We start from the raw sequence: 19216 nt of genomic DNA on the forward strand, positions 1-19216 counted from the left end.
GAGCTCAATCACTTTCTTTCCGTAATATCAGGAAGAAATGTTAAAATTAGTGTGGAATACCACAATCACAAGCAATATATGTACAGAAAGGAGATTTCTATGTATAAGAAAGCATTGCTCTCCATTCCGCTCCTCTTCTTATTAGGGGCATGCTCCTCTGATGAAGAAACGAACACTGCAAATGTGACCGAAGAAGAACGGATTTACCAAAATAACTGCGCCTCCTGCCACGGCAAGACGCTGGAAGGCTATGCAGGACCTGAACTTGTGAACATTGGCACCAAAATGGACAAGGATGAAATACTTGAGATGATCAATAAGGGCGGACGGGGCATGCCTGCAGGAATCATTAAGGGTGAAGAGGCTGAGAATGTCGCAGCATGGCTGGCCGAGAAAAAATAAATACTTTGCATGAAGTGCAAACTCTGCTGATTAAACGGGGCATATCAATGTCCCGTTTTGTTGTTCCTGTTTACATTTCTTTCGTTATTATCTTTACTTTCTTTAGTTACAAATGGTTTTCTCCAAGCTTTGCGCCTCCTATAATTAGCCTTGTTCCGGAAACAAGCTGTTCAGCCACAAACAAGAATGTGAAATTATTCACATTAACTGGAGGTATTCATCAATGAATCTATTTGATATTTTTAAAACCACCTTATCAGATTCAGCGTTCATCGGTGCGATTGCATCTACTGTTCTAATCATTCTGTTAGGTTTCTTCTTAAGAAAAAAAGAAATTTTCTCCTCTCAGGTTAGCAAGCTCCTCAGTAATGTTGTATTAACGGTAGCTTTACCTGCTCTTGCCTTCAATGCCTTTATGCAGGATATCAATCCTGAAACCTTAAAGCAGGGCATGAATGTACTCATTTGGGGAATTGCCATTTACATTATTTTAATCTTTATCTCTAAGCCTTTCTTCCTACGCTATCATGCAGACAAGCAAGACACATTGCGTGTATTGACGATTTTCGGCTCCACTACCTTTTTTGGTATTCCAATTGTCAGTGCCATTTATGGTCCTGTCGGAGTTATGTTCAGTTCCATTTTCAATATCGGGTATCGTATCTTCCTTTATTCCTATGGCTATATCAAAATGAGCGGCTTGAAAATGGAACTGAAAAATATTAAAACGATGTTCCTTAATCCGATTGTCATTGCGACATTCGCTGGTCTTTTCATCTGGATCTTCCAAGGCTATATGCCACAGGTGACTGTTACAACAGCTGAAGGAACTGCCGCTTCAGTGGCGTTCTTGCGAATTGACCAAACAGCTATCTGGCTACATAAGCCAATGACCTACTTAGCTAATATCGCTTCTCCGCTTGCATGGCTTTCCATCGGGGCAACTTTAGGGGAAATCAGCTTTAAATCAGCCGCATCTTGCAAAACTTCTTGGTACTACAGCTCCATTAAAGTATTGCTCGTACCGGCGATCAATATTGCTTTCCTTGCTGTTTTGACAGTAACGAACATTCTGCCTGTCAGCTTTGAAGCTCTTGCAACGATTGTTATCATGATGGCTACACCTACGGCAACAGTTGCAGCTGCTTATGCCATCAGCTTTGATAAAGAGGCCATTATGGCATCAAATGCCTCGCTTCTTTCTACCATCACAGCTGTTCTGCTTACGCCATTTTGGATTATTATTCTTGAAATCATCAATAAGGTCGGTCTTTTCTAATAAATTCCGACCATAAAAGGAGATAAAACCATGATTAAAATTGCCTGTTATGGAGTTCGTCCTAACGAAGTCCCATTCTTCCATAAGCTGAATAAACATAACTATGAGCTTACCTTAATTGAAGATCTATTAACTCATCAAAATGTGGATACAGCAAAGGGACATGCTGCTGTCCTTTTACGAGGAAATTGTATTGCTGATGAGATCAATCTAAAGAGATTGTCCCACTATGGAGTTAAATACGTATTTACCAGAACGGTTGGCTACAATCACATTGATTTGAAGGCAGCAAAAAAATACAACATGCCAGTGGCACACGTTCCATCCTATTCTCCAAATGCGATTGCTGAATTAACATTAACGCTCGCTATGATGCTTCTGCGTCGTACTGCTTATACAACAGTTAGAACTGCTCACAAAAACTTCCTTGTAGATAGCACGATGTTCAGCAAAGAGATTCGCAATTGCACAGTCGGTATCATTGGTACAGGCCGCATCGGCTTAACTGAAGCGAAATTATTTAAAGGCCTCGGGGCAAATGTAGTAGGCTACGATATTTTTGAAAATGAAGCTGCTAAAGAAGTGTTAACCTACATGGATTTAGACTCCTTATTGCAAGCCAGCGATATCGTAACAATCCACGTCCCTTACATCCCTGGCCAAAACGAGAACATGATCAACGAAGAATTCCTTTCAAAAATGAAGCGCGGCTCCATTCTAATCAATACGGCTCGCGGTGAATTACAAGATAACAAGGCAATCTTAAAAGCACTAGAAAGCAATCATCTAGACGGTTTCGGCACAGATGTCTTTGCTAACGAGACGGATATCTTCTTCAAACAGTTTGAGCCTTGGCACTCATTCCCGGACCCAACTGTTCAAAAACTGGTGGAAATGTATCCGCGTGTCCTTGTTACGCCTCATGTCGGTTCCAATACGGATGAAGCTCTTTCTAACATGATTGAAACAAGCTTCAATAATTTCTACGCCGTATTAACGGACGGCCAAGCAAAGCATGAAGTACCTATGACCGCATTTGCTTAATTGAACTTCGACCATACCAAAAAAAGGGCTGCCCCAACAGTCAGTGAAGATTGATTGTTGGAGCAGCCCTTTCTCATTAACAAAAATTCAATATAATTCCATTTATTCATTCTGCTAAAGAGTCATTTATGCTAAAATAATACCCAGTTTAACACCCACTTTCATAAATAGGAGTTGACCAATTAGATGAAAAAAGGGCTGCTGACAGCACTTAGCTTATTGCTCGTCCTGCTAGTCTCTGCTTGTGGAGAGCATGAAGCAATTGATCGGGAAACACAGAATATCAAGAAAATGGTCCATGATTACAGTGTTGGAAATTCGGATGATGAATCTGCTTCCATCACATCGAAGGAACTTCTTGTAAAGGGTGAGGATAAAGAAACAGTGTATGACCTTCCAGAGGATGAGTTTTTTGTATCAATCGCACCATTTATCACCAATACCCACCCTTGCACCAATCACAGCTTAACCGGCTGCCAAGGAGAATTAGCTGAAAAGGAATTCAATTTATACATACAAGATGAGGAAGGTCATGTAGTTATGAATGAAACCAAGAAGTCATACAAAAATGGTTTCATCGATTTATGGTTGCCCCGTGATCAAACCTATACAGTGAAGATTGAATTTGATGGGAAAACAGCCATATCTGAGCTCTCCACTTTTGAAGGCGACAATACTTGTATTACAACCATGCAGTTATCGTAAAATTTACTCTTCCTGTCATTTGCCAAAAACGATAGCCTCGCTCAAGAACTTGGCTCGTTTTTCACCGTCCCTCTTCTGACAGGCCTTTCTATTGTCTTCACAAAGATAGCTCCACTTGATAAAAGGACACGGCTTATCCATTTATCAAGTGGAGCTATTTCTATTAGGAAAACTTCTCTTCGTTCCTCTGATTGCTATGCTTCTTCGTCTCTCGTCATTTCCTTGAGGGTAGTCTTATAAATAGACTGACCTATAATGTGAAATAGAAAAAGCCTTGGTAAACAAGTGTCTACCAAGGCTTTTTATACGATATTAACCGATGGAACCTTCCATTTCAAAGCTGATTAGGCGGTTCATTTCAACAGCATATTCCATTGGCAATTCTTTAGTGAATGGCTCAATGAAGCCCATAACGATCATTTCTGTCGCTTCTTGCTCAGAGATTCCGCGGCTCATCAAATAGAATAATTGTTCTTCAGAAACCTTGGAAACCTTTGCTTCGTGCTCAAGGGAGATATTATCATTATGAATCTCATTGTATGGAATTGTATCTGAAGTAGATTCATTATCCATAATGAGTGTGTCACACTCGATGTTAGAGCGTGCGCCGTCCGCTTTCTTGCCGAAGTGGACAATACCGCGGTAGGTTACTTTTCCGCCTTGTTTAGAAATAGATTTCGAAACAATTGTGGAAGAAGTGTTTGGTGCTAAGTGCATCATTTTCGCACCTGCATCCTGATGCTGACCTTTACCAGCGATTGCGATGGACAAGGTCATGCCGCGCGCGCCTTCGCCTTTAAGGATACATGCAGGGTATTTCATTGTAAGCTTAGAACCGATGTTTCCGTCAACCCATTCCATTGTTCCGTTCGCTTCAACAACGGTACGTTTTGTAACCAAGTTGTATACGTTGTTTGCCCAGTTTTGGATGGTTGTATAACGGCAGTACGCATTTTCTTTCACGATGATTTCAACGACCGCACTGTGAAGGGAGTTTGTTGTGTAAACTGGTGCTGTACATCCTTCAACATAGTGCACAGATGCATCTTTATCAACAATGATCAATGTACGCTCGAATTGACCCATGTTTTCAGAGTTGATGCGGAAGTAAGCCTGTAATGGCGTATCCACTTTCACGCCAGGCGGTACATAGATGAATGATCCGCCTGACCATACTGCTGAGTTCAGTGCTGCGAACTTATTGTCAGATGGCGGGATAACCTTTGCCCAGTGTTCACGGAAGATATCTTCATTCTCACGGAGAGCCGAATCTGTATCCTTGAAGATAATACCCATTTCTTCGAGGTCTTCCTTCATGTTGTGGTAAACAACTTCTGATTCATATTGGGCAGAGACACCAGCCAAGTATTTTTGTTCCGCTTCAGGAATCCCTAATTTATCAAATGTACGTTTGATTTCTTCAGGTACTTCATCCCAAGATTTCTCTGATTTCTCAGATGGCTTAACATAGTACGTGATTTCGTCAAAGTTAAGCCCGTTAAGGTTACCGCCCCATTGCGGCATAGGCATTTTGTAGAAATGTTCAAGTGACTTCAAGCGGAAGTCAAGCATCCATTGCGGTTCGTTCTTCATGCGGGAGATCTCTTCAACGATCTCTTTTGTTAGGCCGCGTTTAGAACGGAAGATGGAAACGTCCTTATCATGAAAGCCGTATTTATAATCACCGATTTCAGGCATTTTTTTTGCCATTGATCGCTTCCTCCATTCTTTCTGGTTAAAGGAAATCCTCTAACCCGTGTTTTATTTATTCCTTCAGACCTTTTTCCATTGCCTTCCAAGCAAGTGTGGCACATTTGATTCGTGCCGGGAACTTATTTACGCCTTGGAGGGCTTCTATATCACCGAGGTCTAGATTATCTTCATCATAATCCTTGCCTTGCATCATATCAGAGAAAATGGAAGCAAGCTTCATTGCCTCATCCACACTCTTGCCTTTGATGGTTTGCGTCATCATAGAAGCAGAGGACATGGAGATGGAACATCCTTCACCATCAAACTTTGCATCCTTGACAATGCCATCCTCCACCTGAAGAGTTAAGTGGATTCGATCTCCGCAAGTTGGGTTATTCATGTCAATCACTAGGCTATCCCCTTCAAGAGACCCTTTATTGCGGGGATTCTTATAGTGATCCATGATTACTTGTCTGTAAAGGTTATCTAAATTATTAGAAGCCATTACTGAAATACTCCTTTGTTTTAACGAGTCCTTCGGCCAAGCGGTCGACGTCTTGTTCTGTGTTGTATAGATAGAAGCTTGCCCGTGCCGTTGACGAAACATGTAACCATTTCATTAATGGCTGTGCACAGTGATGTCCTGCTCTGATAGCAATACCCTCTGAATCCAGAACGGTAGCAACATCATGCGGATGGACATCATCAAGATTAAATGTAATAACGCCAGCTCTTGCTTCGGGGTTTTTCGGACCATAGATGGTGAGTCCTTCGATAGCCCCTAATTTCCGAAGAGCATAGGCAGCAAGCTTATGTTCATGCGCTTCGATATTTTCGAGTCCGATTTCATTCACAAAATCAATTGCAGCTCCAAGTCCGATTGCCCCAGCGATTATCGGCGTTCCCGCCTCAAACTTCCACGGAAGCTCTTTCCAAGTGGAGTCTTGCAATCCTACGAAGTCAATCATTTCTCCGCCGAATTCAACTGGCTCCATCTCTTCTAGATATTTTTTCTTTCCGTATAGGACACCGACACCAGTCGGCCCGCACATCTTATGAGCTGAAAAAGCGAAAAAGTCACAATCAAGATCTTGGACATCCACTTTAATATGCGGGGCACTTTGTGCTCCATCCACGACCATGACCGCCCCGTTTTCATGGGCAATCTCCGCTAGTTCCTTCACTGGGTTGATAACGCCTAGAACATTGCTCACATGCATAACAGAGACGATTTTCGTGTTAGGTGTAATTACCTTTCTTGCTTCCTCAAGTGAAATCGTGCCGTCTTCCTGCAGGGGAATGTACTTTAAGGTTGCCCCTGTGGCCTTAGCTGTTTGCTGCCATGGAATGATATTGCTATGATGCTCCATCATGCTGATGACAATTTCATCTCCAGGCTTCAGGTTAGCTCGTCCATAGCTGACGGCAACCGTATTGATGGAGGTTGTTGTCCCTCTTGTGAAAACAACCTCCTCAATAGAATGGGCATTAATGAACTTTCTTACCTTCTCGCGCGCATTTTCATAAGCATCCGTCGCGATGGTTCCTAATGTATGAACACCGCGATGGACATTGGAATTATAGCGTTTATAGTAGTCTTCGATGGTCTGAATGACAGATAGCGGCTTCTGTGATGTCGCTGCACTATCTAGATAAACAAGTTCATGACCATTGACTTCTTGCTTAAGGATGGGAAAAAGCTCTTTAATATCAGGTCTGATCATTACTTAACTTTCCTTTCAATTACCTCAGTCAATTGTTTCTTAACTGCTTCTACAGGTAATTGATTAACAACAGGAGCTAAGAAGCCGTGAATGATCAAGCGCTCTGCTTCTGTTTTTGCGATTCCTCTGCTCATCAAGTAGTAAAGCTGAGTTGGATCGACGCGTCCAACGGAAGCTGCGTGACCTGCTGTTACATCATCTTCATCAATAAGAAGAATCGGGTTTGCATCCCCGCGCGCCTCTGGGCTAAGCATCAATACGCGTGATTCTTGAACCGCATCTGCTTTCGTTGCACCATGTTCAATTTTGCCGATGCCGTTGAAGATAGATGAAGCAGCATCTTTCATAACCCCATGCTTCAAGATATAGCCGTTAGAATGTTTACCGAAATGAATAACCTTCGTTGTGAAGTTCTGGATTTGGTTCCCTGTTCCGACAACGACTGTTTTTGTATCACCATACGCTCCATTTCCATGAAGGTTTGTGATGTTTTCAGAAATTGTATTACCGTCATTCATCAAGCCAAGCGCCCACTCAACGCGGCCGTCATTCTCAACATATGCATTACGGTTGACATATGTTTGCATATCCTTAGATAGGGTATCCACTGCACCGTATTTTACTTGTGCATTGTTTCCGACAATGACCTCAGAAATTAAGTTTCCAAGAACCGGCTTGCCGTCTGCTAAGGATATATAGTTTTCCACATACGTAACAGAGCTGTTATCCTCTGCAACGATCAATACGTGGTTATATAGGTCTGCTTCTTTATTATCAATAACAAAGACTGCTTGAATAGGCTCTTCAATCACGACATTCTTAGGTACATACAAGAAGACGCCGCCATTGAATAACGCTGCATGAAGAGCAGTCAATTTATTTGTTGTAACTGGAACACTCTTCGTCATGAAGTATTTTTGAACAAGCTCAGGATGTTCCTTTGCTGCAGCTTGAAGATTCATGAAGATAACGCCTTTTTCCTGAAGTTCTTTCGAAAGTGTCAGGTGTGCAGCTGTATGGTTTCTTTGGATATAGAGGCTTCTGTCCTCCGCTGGATTAAGCAAGCTTTTCACTTCATCAGCGAGCCCATCAAGATCAGCATACGGCTCACTGTCAATCGCGCTCACTTTCATATCCTCTAAATTCCATTTATCGATTTTTGTTTTATCTGGTTTTGGCATAGGAGTCACACTGGCTTCAGAAAGGGCTTCAAGACGAAGGCTTTCTAGCCAAGCAGGCTCACTATGTGCTTTTGAAAAAGAAGTGATTGCATCTTTTTCAATTGGTAACGTAGTTTCTGTTGTCATAATGATCCTCCTATTGCTTAAGCTTCGATTTCTACTGTTTCGTCTTCAATGCCTAGCTCTTCCTTAATCCACTCATAGCCTTCAGCCTCTAGACGCTGTGCCAGCTCTGCACCACCGGATTTCACAATCTTACCTTGCATCATAACGTGAACATAATCAGGTGTGATGTAGTTCAATAAGCGTTGGTAGTGAGTGATCATTAAGCATCCGAAGTCTTCGCCTCTCATTTGGTTGATTCCTTTAGAAACAACTTTAAGGGCATCGATATCAAGACCGGAGTCAATTTCATCAAGAATGGCAATAGCCGGCTCAAGCATCATTAATTGAAGAATTTCATTACGCTTTTTCTCACCGCCGGAGAAACCTTCATTGAGGTAACGCTGTGCCATATCTTGGTCCATTTCTAGAAGGTCCATTTTCTTATCCATTTCTTTGATGAATTTCATCAAGGAAATTTCGTTCCCTTCACCGCGTTTGCTGTTGATGGCAGAACGCATGAAATCAGCGTTTGTTACGCCGGAGATTTCGCTTGGATATTGCATTGCTAGGAATAGACCTGCTTTAGCGCGCTCATCAACTTCCATTTCAAGCACATCTTCGCCGTCCATTGTGATTGATCCGCTTGTTACCTCGTATTTAGGGTGGCCCATGATTGCAGAGGACAATGTAGATTTCCCTGTACCGTTAGGACCCATGATTGCATGGATTTCTCCACCTTTAACTTCAAGGTTAACACCTTTCAGAATTTCTTTGCCATCAATTGCAACATGTAAATCTTTAATTGTAAGTACTGAACCAGCCATACTTATACCTCCAATAATATAGTTATCTAAAGTTAGATTGTTTCTATTCTCAATTTATTCTCATTCCAATATTATAACAAATAGAATCTGGATTCAACTTTTTGAGCCCTTAAAAATCCTTGAAAAAACTACATTCTCCTGCCATAACAATTACTGCGTAAGGCTATTATAAAGTTAAATTATGAGAAAGAAAAGAACCAGCAATTGTATGCTGGTTCTTTCCCATTTTTCTATAATATCTTCTAAAATTAGAAGACTCGTCGATTCAGATCATTTACAATCTCATTACTTTTCAAATAACTGTCTTCTCGTCGTTCCTCTACTCGCATGCGCACATCTAACTTCTGGTTGTACACCTCATATCCAACTCCGTGCGCCTGCCTCATAGCCTTTTCCATTTCGTTCGTCACTCTGAGATGCAGCTGATTGTCAAAAATAATGAATCATCCCTTTCGAATTATTAAGTTAAGGTTATCACTTTATTAGAGAGCTCTCAATGTCTATATACCACGCTGAGCGATTGTTAAAAGTGATTTCGTCGATTTCTCAATGGAATTGCTTCATCATTCTGAGAAATGCCGGACGATATGTCTTATCAAGCAGGTATATATAATAGAAGAAAAAAGGTGCATTCCGAAATGAATGAACTGAACCCTATAAAGTAGACAGTTTAATAAAAAGGGATGTGCCGTGTTTAGGCGGCGATGAGATGACTTCGGTAAGCTGCCGGAGTCATCTTCTTTAATGTCCATTGCTTTCTCGTGTTGTTATAGTGATCCATGTAATCATCAATCAAGTATTTAAGTTCTGCTATACTGTTTGCTTGCTTATAAGGAACTTCGTCTTTCATATGTCCAAAGAAGGATTCCATCGGAGCGTTGTCAAGGCAGTTTCCCCTTCGTGACATGGATTGTAAGAGCCCCATTTCTTTCACGCGAGATTGATATTCAGGATGAGTGTAATGGAAACCTTGATCGGAATGGATCATCGCTTCTGGATGTAATCGATTCTCATAAAAGCTTTCTAACTTCGTTAATGTTCGGTAGACAATCTCCATCTGCAGGCTTGTCGAGAGTTCGTAGGCGACGATTTCTCGTGTCGCCACATCCTTCACGCAAGACAAATAAGCCGTCTTCCCACCCCGGATTTGCAGGTAGGTGATGTCGGTCAAGAAGACCTTCCCTGGTTCCTGCTGGTCAAACTGGCGGTTCAAGTGGTTGGGTACCTGACGGTGAACCTCTGTTGCCTTAGCCATCGTGCGGTAAGGATTCGCTCTCCGTACCTTGGCAAAAAAGTGAAACTTGCGCATCAAACGCAGGATTTTCTTGTGGTTCATCGGCTGACCGGCTTTCTCAGCGGCTTCCATATATAAGCCTCGATAGCCGATTTTCCCTTGAGCCTCATCATAAATCTCTTTCAGAAAGACATAATCCTGATAATCGGATTCCTCTCGAACAGCTTGTTTTTCTGCATTCTGAAGCCACTTGTAATAGCCGCTTGGACTCACTTTGGCCACTTCACATAAGTAACGGACCATGTTCTTCAATTGATAGAGCCGAATCGTCTCATTGATGACTTGGTATTTCTCTCGGGCTTTTAACGACGATTCTTCTTCGCCTGCCTTTCCAACTCGTCTAGCTTTTTTAGTAAGGTCAATTCCGCCTCTAACAGGCGAATACGGGCTTCCGCCTGGGCTAGCTTTTTCTCGGCAGAGGCATTCTCTCTCTTGGGGCGACCTTTACTCGCTTTTCCTCGACGTTCCTCTAAAAAGCCATTTTCTCCGTATACTTGGTAGGTTCTGCGCCAACGAGCCAAGGCACTTTGGGCTTTTTTTATGCCAATCACCTCTAAATTAAAACCTGCTTCTCGAAATATTTCCGCGGGGCCTTTCCCAGAATGGTTTTGTTTAACCGCCTGCAGTTTAAAGTCAGGGGTATACTGAATGGTGCGGTCGGTCACGGCTTTAACGTTTGGGTTAGCTTCTAGTAGTCTCTGTTGGTGTTCATTAAAGATAATCTTACTCATGAAAAATACTCCGTTCTAAAAATCGTAATGTTAGTATAACGGGAGTTTTCCGGAAAGAGAATAGGAAAACCCCGAATAGGGTCCACTTTTTTTAAAGTGTCCACTATTCAGGGTTCAGTTCAGAATCGGACATGCACCTTTTGTATTTTTTTATTCTGCCGGAATGACAGAACCTTTATATTCTTCATTGATGAAGTCTTTAATCTCATCGGATTTAAGGACTTCAACCAATGTCTTGATTGCTTCATTATCCTTATCTTCCGTACGAACCGCAATAATGTTTACGTACGGGTTATCTTCAGGACTTTCAAGTGCGATTGCATCCTCAGCTGGGACAAGATCTGCGTCAATCGCATAGTTGGAGTTGATTAAGACTGCATCGCCTTCATCATTATTGTAGACTTGAGTAAGCATTGGTGCTTCAATGTCTGTTTTAAATTTCAATTTCTTAGGGTTTTTCTCAATATCATCTACAGTGGCTTTCACTTTATTCACATCTTCCTTCAATGTGATTAAACCTTCTGTCTCAAGCATAGATAGGATACGGCCGTGGTCAGCAACGGAGCTGCTCATAATAATTTCAGCCCCTTCTGGCAGGTCATCTAAGCTGTCATATTTCTTGGAGTAAACGCCGATTGGCTCAATATGAATTCCGCCAGCATTAGCGAAATCATACTCATTCTCCTCAACCTGCTGCTCGAAATACGGGATGTGCTGGAAGTAGTTTGCATCAATGGATCCATCCGCTAACGCTTTATTCGGCATTACATAATCAGTGAATACTTCAATCTCCAAGTCAATGCCCTTTTCTTCAAGTAATGGCTTTGCCTTTTCCAAAATTTCTGCATGAGGAACATTAGATGCGCCTACAGTCAATTTCTTTGTATCCCCATCACCTGAACCTGAATCCTCTGAACTGCCGCAAGCCGCCAATATTAAAGTGAAGCAAAGTACTAAAATGAATGATAATTTCTTTTTCAACTCCATCTTCCTCCCTTAACGTTTATCCAGTTTCCTGGTTATGATATCTCCAATAAATTGGAGGATAAACACGATGATCAATACTAAGATGGTAGCCACTATTGTTACATCGGATTGTCCTCGGCTGAACCCTTCCAGGTAAGCTAAATTACCAAGTCCGCCTGCTCCAATCAACCCTGCCATCGCTGTATAGCCAACTAATGCGATTGCCGTTACCGTTATCCCAGACACAAGTGCTGGTAATGACTCAGGAATCAACACCTTCCAAATGATGGTGAACGAGGTTGCCCCCATCGACTTGGCAGCTTCAATAACCCCTTTGTCAATTTCTCTAAGTCCAATCTCAACCATTCTCGCATAAAATGGCGCCGCACCGATGATTAAAGCCGGCAGTGCCGCATTTGCCCCAATAATGCTTCCCACGAGGGCTTTTGTGAAGGGAATGAGCAAAACGATTAAGATAATAAATGGAATAGAGCGGAAAATATTCACAAAGGCGCCCACAATTCCATAAATGATTTTGTTTTCCCACAGATTTCCTTTTGATGTCAAGAACAACAGAAGGCCTAGGATAATGCCTAGGAAAAATGTTGCTACTAAAGCGATTCCTGTCATGTATAGCGTCTCCATCGTTGCCTCTGAAATACGCTCCCACACGACATTTGGAAAATAGGTCTCCATCATTCTGAAATCACCTCCACACCGATGTCTTGATTATGGAGATACTCGATGGCTTTCGCTACTTCTGATTGTTCTCCATCCAGATGAATGAATAAGGTTCCATAGGAACCGTTTTGAGTTTGAGAGATTTTCCCTTGCAGAATATTTACGTTAATTTGGTAAGAACGAATGACCTCAGAGAGCACTGGGGTTTCCGCTGACTCACCAATAAAGGATAGCTGAACAACCTTCCCTGTCGGATATGCTTCAAGCATATGCTCAATCGTTTCCTTCGTTTCCTCTGGCTCTGTGACCTGCTGAACAAATCGCTTCGTAATAGGTGCTTCCGGTTTCTTGAACACATCTAGCACCTGCCCGCTTTCCACAACCTTGCCCAGCTCCATTACTGCTACACGATGACAAATCTTGCGAATGACATGCATTTCATGGGTGATAAGGACAATGGTTAAGCCTAAACGTTTATTGATATCAACCAATAAATCGAGAATATCATCTGTTGTTTGTGGATCGAGTGCTGATGTTGCCTCATCACATAAAAGGACCTTTGGATTATTGGCAAGTGCACGCGCAATGCCGACACGCTGCTTTTGTCCGCCGCTCAATTGGGAAGGATAGGCATCTCCGCGCCCTTCAAGGCCGACAAGCTTGATAAGCTCCTTCACTCTAGCTTTCCTCTTATGCTTTGGCACTCTCGCTATTTCCAGCGGAAATTCTATATTTTCACTAACCGTCCGTGACCATAGAAGATTGAAGTGCTGGAATATCATGCTCACTTCCTTACGAGCATTCCGTAATTCCTTACCTTTAATGGCGCCCATATCTCGTCCGGCAACCTTTACTGTTCCTTTTGTCGGTTTCTCCAACCCGTTTAGCATGCGGATAAGCGTACTTTTTCCAGCTCCGCTGTATCCAATAATCCCAAATATCTCACCTTGCTCAATTGATAGGGACACATGATCAACGGCTTTAATGGATGTACCTTTTTTAAATGTTTTTGTATATGTCTTGGATACATCATTTAACGTGATCACTTAAACCTTCACCTGCTCTTTCTCTTATGCTCCATAGATTCCAATTCAATAAAAAATGCCTTCCTGCTATGAGCAGAAAGGCATGAATAATTAACTTATGCATGTTCCTTTCTCTCATCTTCCAGGACTTAATAATCCTGTGTGAATTGGCACCTTTTCAATCATGGCTGTCATGATTGCCGGTTGCCGGGCTTCATAGGGCACATCCCTCCACCTCTCTGGATAAGAGTCGTTCGATTCATTCACTTGTTACTGAATGTTATCCTACCATGGAGAAGAACGAGGTGTCAATAAGGACTTTTTATTTTACCACAAAATTCTATCATTTCGTTGTAACGGATTGGGAGCTGATGCCTGTTGCCTTCTCGATAGCAAGCTCAAGCTCTTCGATTAAATCCTCCACATTCTCAATCCCGATGGAAAGACGAACGAGATCATCAGTCACCCCGGATGCCTTCAAATCTTCTCCCCTTAATTGCTGGTGAGTCGTGCTTGCGGGATGAATAATCAAGCTCTTCGCATCTCCGACATTCGCGACATGTGACCACAGGCCGATTGTATCAATCAATGTCTTTCCGGCAGCCCTTCCGCCCTTGATGCCGAAAACAGCTACAGCACCCGCTCCTTTTGGCAAATATTTATTGGCGAGCTCATAATCAGGATGGTCTGGATCACCTGGATACAGAACCCAGCTTACAGCTGGATGCTGCTTTAAGTATTCAATGATCTCCTCAGTATTGGCAATATGCTCCTTCATCCTGACATGCAGGGTTTCAAGACCAAGAATAAATTGAAATGCATTGTATGGACTTAAGGCTGGACCCAAATCCCTTAATAGCTGGACTCTCGCTTTAATAATATAGGCAGCTGCCCCAATGGCCTCGCTGTAAATGATGTCATGATAGCTTGAATCAGGCTCCGTAAACCCTGGGAATTTCGGAGAATTCCAGTCAAACTTTCCTGCATCCACAATAATGCCCCCTAAGGTTGTTCCATTCCCAAGCAGCCATTTCGTTGCAGAGTGAACAACAATATCTGCTCCATGCTCAATGGGCCGGCATAAATACGGGGTCGCAAATGTATTGTCAACAATAAGCGGAATACCAGCCTCATGGGCAATCTCTGCCACCTTTTCAATATCCAGTACACTCAAGCTTGGATTACCGATTGTTTCTCCAAAGACAGCCTTCGTCTTCGGCGTGATAGCCTGTCTGAAATTCTCCGGATCACTTGGGTCGACAAACTTCACCTCTATTCCATATTTAGGGAGTGTTGTCGCAAATAAATTATATGTACCCCCGTAGAGTGTAGAAGCTGCCACAATTTCATCGCCTGCACCCGCAATATTCAAAATGGACAATGTGACGGCTGCTTGACCGCTCGCAACAGCAAGCGCACCAATTCCACCCTCAAGCTCTGCAACCCTTTCCTCAAGGACACTCGATGTCGGATTGTGAATCCGGGTATAAATATAGCCAGGCTCTGATAACCCGAATAAATTGGCCGCATGGTCTGTATCCTTAAATAAATAAGCATTGGATTGATAGATAGGCACGGCCCTTGCTCCAGATAATGCATCCTCCTGCAGCCCTCCATGAATTCCTACTGTTTCAAAGCGATACTTCTTCTTTTCTCCCATCCTTCGACACTCCTTTTCATCTTTTGTGATTTCCCGGAAAATAAAAAACCTCTTCACTTAGGAGAAGAGGGTAGATTCGATTCATCTCGCCTTATCTCCCGGAATATGATTCCGCAGGATTTAGCACCGTGCATCACATTTAGTGATACCGGTTGCCGGGCTTCAACGGGCCAGTCCCTCCGCCACTCTCGATAAGTTATTCAGTTTAGTTGATTAAAACTATAGCATAGGAAAAAAAAGGAGTCAATTGATAATTCTGAATTTTTAATTATTAATATCTACAAAAAAAAAACAGACTGTTTACTCGAAATAACAGACTGTTTTCTTACACTCTATAAATCACGCAATCGTGCAATAAGATACGGAACCGACTGGAAGGCATATATTTTATCAACCACCAGCTCTCCTTCCAGGAGAATTAAGCATGGCACACTCTCAATTTGATATTGTTCCGCAAGCTCCTTAGCATAATTTAAGTTCACTCTTTCGATTTCGACATTGCACACTAGCTCTTTAGCCACATCAAGCATCTTTCCTGCGACTTGGCATGTACCGCATAAGGGGGTATACGCATAGATAGCTTTCTTCATGAATCTTCTTCGATCCTCTCTCTATCTTTTATTGATTGAACGATTTCACAAGAATATCGGCTTCTGTTAGAACCTCTGCAACATGATGGGCAGGGGCATCCTCGACCTCTCGATACACTCGATCTATATATAAATGCTCCGCATTCGGGAGCTCTCTTCTTAATTGACGTCTTAATTTCTCTCCAGATTCATCGGCATCCACCAGTATATATACATCCTTATCTTCAAGAGATTCCACTAATTCATCCAGCTTCTCAAGCCCTATTGTTCCATTCGTGCAAATGATTTCTATATCCTCAGCCAAAACGGCCAATACCTTCTTTCGGTCGCGATTGCCTTCTACAATGATGACCTTGTCCGTCATTTCATCACCTTTTCCGAGCTATTATAAGCCTTCCTTCTATTATAGGTATCATACCCCATGCAAGGTAAATGTAACAAACCAGCTCTTTGCATAAAGCTTTTCTCGGTTCTCTAACAATCAAAAGCATGTTATTAGTATGCAGATTATGTAGTTCTAAGAAGGCAGGCCGCATTCAACGGACAAATAGATAGGCATTAAAAAAAGGAAGGACATCTCCTTCCCTTTCTCATATCCTTTAAGAATTAGTCTTCATTAATGGCTTCTTCATATTGTTCAGCGCTGAGTAAATCCTCTAATTCACTGCTGTTAGATGGTTCAACAATAATCATCCATGCTTTTTCATATGGAGATTCGTTGACATATTCAGGGCTGTCACTCAGCTCCTCATTAATGGCAACAACCTTTCCGCTGATTGGCGCATAGAGCTCAGAGACCGTTTTAACAGATTCTACGCTTCCGAATGGTTCGTCTTTTGTGATTTCATCATCCACTTCAGGAAGTTCAACAAAGACGATGTCACCAAGCTCCGCTTGGGCGAAATCAGTGATTCCAATACGCACTGTTCCATCTTCCTGCTTAACCCACTCATGCTCTTTTGTGTATTTCAAATCCTTCAGTATGCTCATTTTGCTCTACCCCCATATTATGTAGTCTTTCATCATCTCTATCATGACATCAAACGATTTTTTTGACAATTAATTCATGCCCATACAGACTCAAAATTTTCTTCCTTAAAGCCGATGGTTGCCTTTTCCCCGTCATACGCAATCGGACGCTTGATTAACATTCCGTCAGAGGCCAATAAGGAGAGCATCTCATCCTCAGACATTCCCTTCAGTTTGTCCTTTAACCCTAATTCACGATATTTCATTCCACTTGTATTGAAGAGCTTCGTCAAAGGTAAACCGCTTTTTTCATATATCGCTTTAAGCTCTTCTTTTGTCGGCGGGGTTTCAGCGATATGGATGGCTTCATAGGCTGCGCCATGATCATCCAGCCATTTTTTCGCTTTCCTGCATGTCCCGCATTTTGGGTACCAATAAAACGTCATCATATTTATCTTCACCTCATTTGAAGCATATCATATCCGCAAGAAAAAAGCCCAGCACATGCCGGGCTTCATAACATCTACTTTTCATTAAAGAACAAAGCGCTCTGCTTCAACGATTTTTTCTGCTGCTTCGCGTTTAAGCGCAATCACGTTTACTGGAGTAAAACGAGTGAATTTGCGAAGGGCAGATGTCATCATGCGAAGAGTATCACCTGTTTCTGTGGCAACAAGGGTTTCCTTCGCATGCTTCTCAATTTCGCCAAATGCTTCCTGGCAGAAGATTTGTGTGTAAAGAAGCTTCTGTTTGTTCTTCTCTAGACCAGTTGCACGAATGGCCTTTTCGGTACGAAGGACAACAGATTCCATAGCATAGATGTAAGAAGCAATATCTGCAATATTCACAAGGATTTCTTGCTCCTTCTCAAGCTCTGTACCGAATTTTTGAGCAGCCAGGCCGGCAATCATGATTCCGATTTTCTTCGCGTTTTTCACTAGCAGCTTTTCTTGATCAAGCGGCTCTTCTCCTGCTTCTTCCGGCATCATCATCATAAGGCCTTCAGAAATCTCTTGGGCTTTTTGAAGCAATGGCAGTTCGCCTTTAAGCGCTTTTTTCAAGAAGGTACCTGGTACAAGCAAACGGTTGATTTCGTTTGTTCCTTCGAAAATACGGTTAATACGAGAGTCACGATAAATTCTTTCGATCTCATATTCAGCCATAAAGCCATATCCGCCGTGAATTTGTACGCCTTCATCGACAACATAATCTAATACTTCAGAGGCAAAGAATTTATTGAGAGAGCACTCGATGGCATACTCGGCAATGGATTGTGCAACTGCTTTGCCATCTTTTACTTCTTCATCGCTCAAGCGGCTCATTCTTTCTTCAAATAAACCAACTGTTCTATAAACAGAGCTTTCAGAAGCATAGATTTTGGATGCCATTGTCGCAAGCTTCTCTCTAGTCAGATTGAAGGAGGAAATTGGTGTTTTGAACTGCTGACGCTGATTTGCATAGCTTGATGCAAGCTCAAGAGCGCGTTTGGAGGCACCTACTGCACCTACACCCAACTTGTAACGTCCGATATTTAAGATATTAAAGGCGATGACATGTCCTCGTCCAACTTCGCCTAGAAGATTTTCAACTGGAACCTCAGCATCTTCCAAGATCAATGTACGTGTTGAAGAGCTCTTGATTCCCATTTTCTTTTCTTCTGCTCCTGTAGAAACGCCTGGATATTCTCTTTCGACGATGAAAGCAGAGAATTTGTCGCCGTCGATTTTCGCATAAACAACGAATACATCTGCGAATCCAGCATTCGTGATCCACTGTTTTTCTCCGTTAAGGATGTAATGAGTACCCGCTTCATTCAATTTAGCTGTTGTTTTCGCACCAAGTGCGTCAGATCCTGAGCTCGGCTCAGTTAGTGCATAGGCAGCCAATTTTTCACCTGTCGCAAGAAGCGGCAAGTATTTTTGTTTTTGTTCTTCATTACCGAACAAGACAATTGGAAGGGACCCAATTCCAACGTGAGCGCCATGAGTAATGGAGAACCCTCCTGCAGGAGCCATTTTCTCTGTAATTAGCGCAGAACTAATCTTATCTAGACCAAGTCCGCCGTACTCTTCTGGTACGTCAGCTCCTAGTAATCCAAGCTCTCCAGCTTGCTTCAATAGCTTGACAGAACGGTCAAATTCATGCTCCTCCAAGTATTCGACTTGTGGAATGACTTCATTGACCAAATAGTCTTGAGTTGTTTTCGCAATCATTTTATGCTCATCTGAGTAATCTTCCGGTGTGAACATTTTCTCTGCATCGATATCTTCAATTAAGAATGCTCCGCCTTTTAACACTTCTTCTGTTTGGTTAGCCATTTTCTTCGTTCCTCCTTAATGTTTGG

20 protein-coding genes and 2 riboswitches are annotated in these 19216 nt (G+C 42.3%); of the genes, 4 read left to right on the forward strand and 16 right to left on the reverse strand.

Annotated features, from left to right (window positions below):
• Positions 1 to 99 precede the first annotated feature (99 nt).
• From ACY8DX_RS18380 to ACY8DX_RS18395, 4 genes are all read left to right on the forward strand, one after another.
• Positions 100 to 402 (forward strand): c-type cytochrome, encoded by a 303-nt coding sequence (locus tag ACY8DX_RS18380; protein WP_053103706.1) that lies wholly within the window; start codon positions 100 to 102, stop codon positions 400 to 402.
• A gap of 223 nt (positions 403 to 625) precedes the next feature.
• Positions 626 to 1681 (forward strand): AEC family transporter, encoded by a 1056-nt coding sequence (locus ACY8DX_RS18385; RefSeq protein WP_439802173.1) that lies wholly within the window; start codon positions 626 to 628, stop codon positions 1679 to 1681.
• Between the two features lie 30 nt (positions 1682 to 1711).
• Complete coding sequence (locus tag ACY8DX_RS18390; protein ID WP_462405766.1) at positions 1712 to 2725, forward strand: 2-hydroxyacid dehydrogenase; 1014 nt, start codon at positions 1712 to 1714, stop codon at positions 2723 to 2725.
• A 186-nt stretch (positions 2726 to 2911) separates the two neighbouring features.
• Positions 2912 to 3430, forward strand: a complete 519-nt coding sequence (locus ACY8DX_RS18395) for a CueP family metal-binding protein (protein WP_439802638.1) — start codon at positions 2912 to 2914, stop codon at positions 3428 to 3430.
• A 312-nt stretch (positions 3431 to 3742) separates the two neighbouring features.
• Here the strand turns inward: ACY8DX_RS18395 and sufB are convergent, their stop codons facing one another.
• The 16 genes from sufB to ACY8DX_RS18475 form a co-directional block, all read right to left on the reverse strand.
• Entirely contained in the window at positions 3743 to 5140 is a 1398-nt protein-coding gene (sufB, locus tag ACY8DX_RS18400) for a Fe-S cluster assembly protein SufB (RefSeq protein ID WP_049669629.1), read from the reverse strand.
• Positions 5141 to 5195: 55 nt separating this feature from the next.
• Positions 5196 to 5627, reverse strand: a complete 432-nt coding sequence (gene sufU, locus ACY8DX_RS18405; protein WP_049669628.1) for a Fe-S cluster assembly sulfur transfer protein SufU — start codon at positions 5625 to 5627, stop codon at positions 5196 to 5198.
• Positions 5617 to 6846: a cysteine desulfurase gene (locus ACY8DX_RS18410; RefSeq protein ID WP_049669627.1), complete on the reverse strand. Its 1230-nt coding sequence runs from the start codon at positions 6844 to 6846 to the stop codon at positions 5617 to 5619. The genes sufU and ACY8DX_RS18410 overlap by 11 nt, the downstream gene beginning before the upstream one ends.
• Positions 6846 to 8153, reverse strand: coding sequence for a Fe-S cluster assembly protein SufD (gene sufD, locus ACY8DX_RS18415; RefSeq protein WP_462405767.1), 1308 nt, complete (start codon positions 8151 to 8153; stop codon positions 6846 to 6848). Before sufD ends, ACY8DX_RS18410 begins: the two co-directional genes overlap by 1 nt.
• Before the next feature lie 17 nt (positions 8154 to 8170).
• Positions 8171 to 8956 (reverse strand): Fe-S cluster assembly ATPase SufC, encoded by a 786-nt coding sequence (sufC, locus tag ACY8DX_RS18420; protein WP_049669625.1) that lies wholly within the window; start codon positions 8954 to 8956, stop codon positions 8171 to 8173.
• A 248-nt stretch (positions 8957 to 9204) separates the two neighbouring features.
• Positions 9205 to 9366, reverse strand: a complete 162-nt coding sequence (locus ACY8DX_RS18425; protein WP_462405768.1) for a YuzK family famiily protein — start codon at positions 9364 to 9366, stop codon at positions 9205 to 9207.
• A 284-nt stretch (positions 9367 to 9650) separates the two neighbouring features.
• Positions 9651 to 10981 (reverse strand): IS3 family transposase gene (locus tag ACY8DX_RS18430; protein ID WP_462405769.1). Its coding sequence is split into 2 segments (ribosomal slippage): positions 9651 to 10603 and positions 10603 to 10981, totalling 1332 coding nucleotides; the frame shifts between segments, so codons are not numbered across the junction.
• A gap of 150 nt (positions 10982 to 11131) precedes the next feature.
• On the reverse strand, positions 11132 to 11962 hold the full coding sequence (locus ACY8DX_RS18435) for a MetQ/NlpA family ABC transporter substrate-binding protein (protein ID WP_462405770.1): 831 nt from the start codon (positions 11960 to 11962) through the stop codon (positions 11132 to 11134).
• A gap of 15 nt (positions 11963 to 11977) precedes the next feature.
• Positions 11978 to 12646 carry a methionine ABC transporter permease gene (locus ACY8DX_RS18440; protein WP_462405771.1) on the reverse strand — a complete coding sequence of 223 codons (669 nt, stop codon included), beginning with the start codon at positions 12644 to 12646 and terminating at the stop codon, positions 11978 to 11980.
• Complete coding sequence (locus ACY8DX_RS18445; RefSeq protein ID WP_462405772.1) at positions 12643 to 13674, reverse strand: methionine ABC transporter ATP-binding protein; 1032 nt, start codon at positions 13672 to 13674, stop codon at positions 12643 to 12645. Before ACY8DX_RS18445 ends, ACY8DX_RS18440 begins: the two co-directional genes overlap by 4 nt.
• Positions 13675 to 13785: 111 nt before the next feature.
• A riboswitch (SAM riboswitch) is annotated at positions 13786 to 13903 on the reverse strand.
• Between the two features lie 93 nt (positions 13904 to 13996).
• Positions 13997 to 15313, reverse strand: a complete 1317-nt coding sequence (locus tag ACY8DX_RS18450; protein WP_049669622.1) for an O-acetylhomoserine aminocarboxypropyltransferase/cysteine synthase family protein — start codon at positions 15311 to 15313, stop codon at positions 13997 to 13999.
• A gap of 88 nt (positions 15314 to 15401) precedes the next feature.
• A riboswitch (SAM riboswitch) is annotated at positions 15402 to 15511 on the reverse strand.
• A 134-nt stretch (positions 15512 to 15645) separates the two neighbouring features.
• Positions 15646 to 15903: a thioredoxin family protein gene (locus ACY8DX_RS18455; protein ID WP_462405773.1), complete on the reverse strand. Its 258-nt coding sequence runs from the start codon at positions 15901 to 15903 to the stop codon at positions 15646 to 15648.
• 28 nt (positions 15904 to 15931) lie between these two features.
• Positions 15932 to 16267 (reverse strand): toprim domain-containing protein, encoded by a 336-nt coding sequence (locus ACY8DX_RS18460; protein ID WP_462405774.1) that lies wholly within the window; start codon positions 16265 to 16267, stop codon positions 15932 to 15934.
• Positions 16268 to 16509: 242 nt separating this feature from the next.
• Positions 16510 to 16893 (reverse strand): glycine cleavage system protein GcvH, encoded by a 384-nt coding sequence (gene gcvH, locus ACY8DX_RS18465; RefSeq protein WP_049669619.1) that lies wholly within the window; start codon positions 16891 to 16893, stop codon positions 16510 to 16512.
• 74 nt (positions 16894 to 16967) lie between these two features.
• Positions 16968 to 17321 (reverse strand): arsenate reductase family protein, encoded by a 354-nt coding sequence (locus tag ACY8DX_RS18470; RefSeq protein ID WP_462405775.1) that lies wholly within the window; start codon positions 17319 to 17321, stop codon positions 16968 to 16970.
• A gap of 84 nt (positions 17322 to 17405) precedes the next feature.
• On the reverse strand, positions 17406 to 19190 hold the full coding sequence (locus tag ACY8DX_RS18475; protein ID WP_462405776.1) for an acyl-CoA dehydrogenase family protein: 1785 nt from the start codon (positions 19188 to 19190) through the stop codon (positions 17406 to 17408).
• Positions 19191 to 19216 lie beyond the last annotated feature (26 nt).

It is taken from the genome of Gracilibacillus sp. Marseille-QA3620, assembly GCF_054950035.1.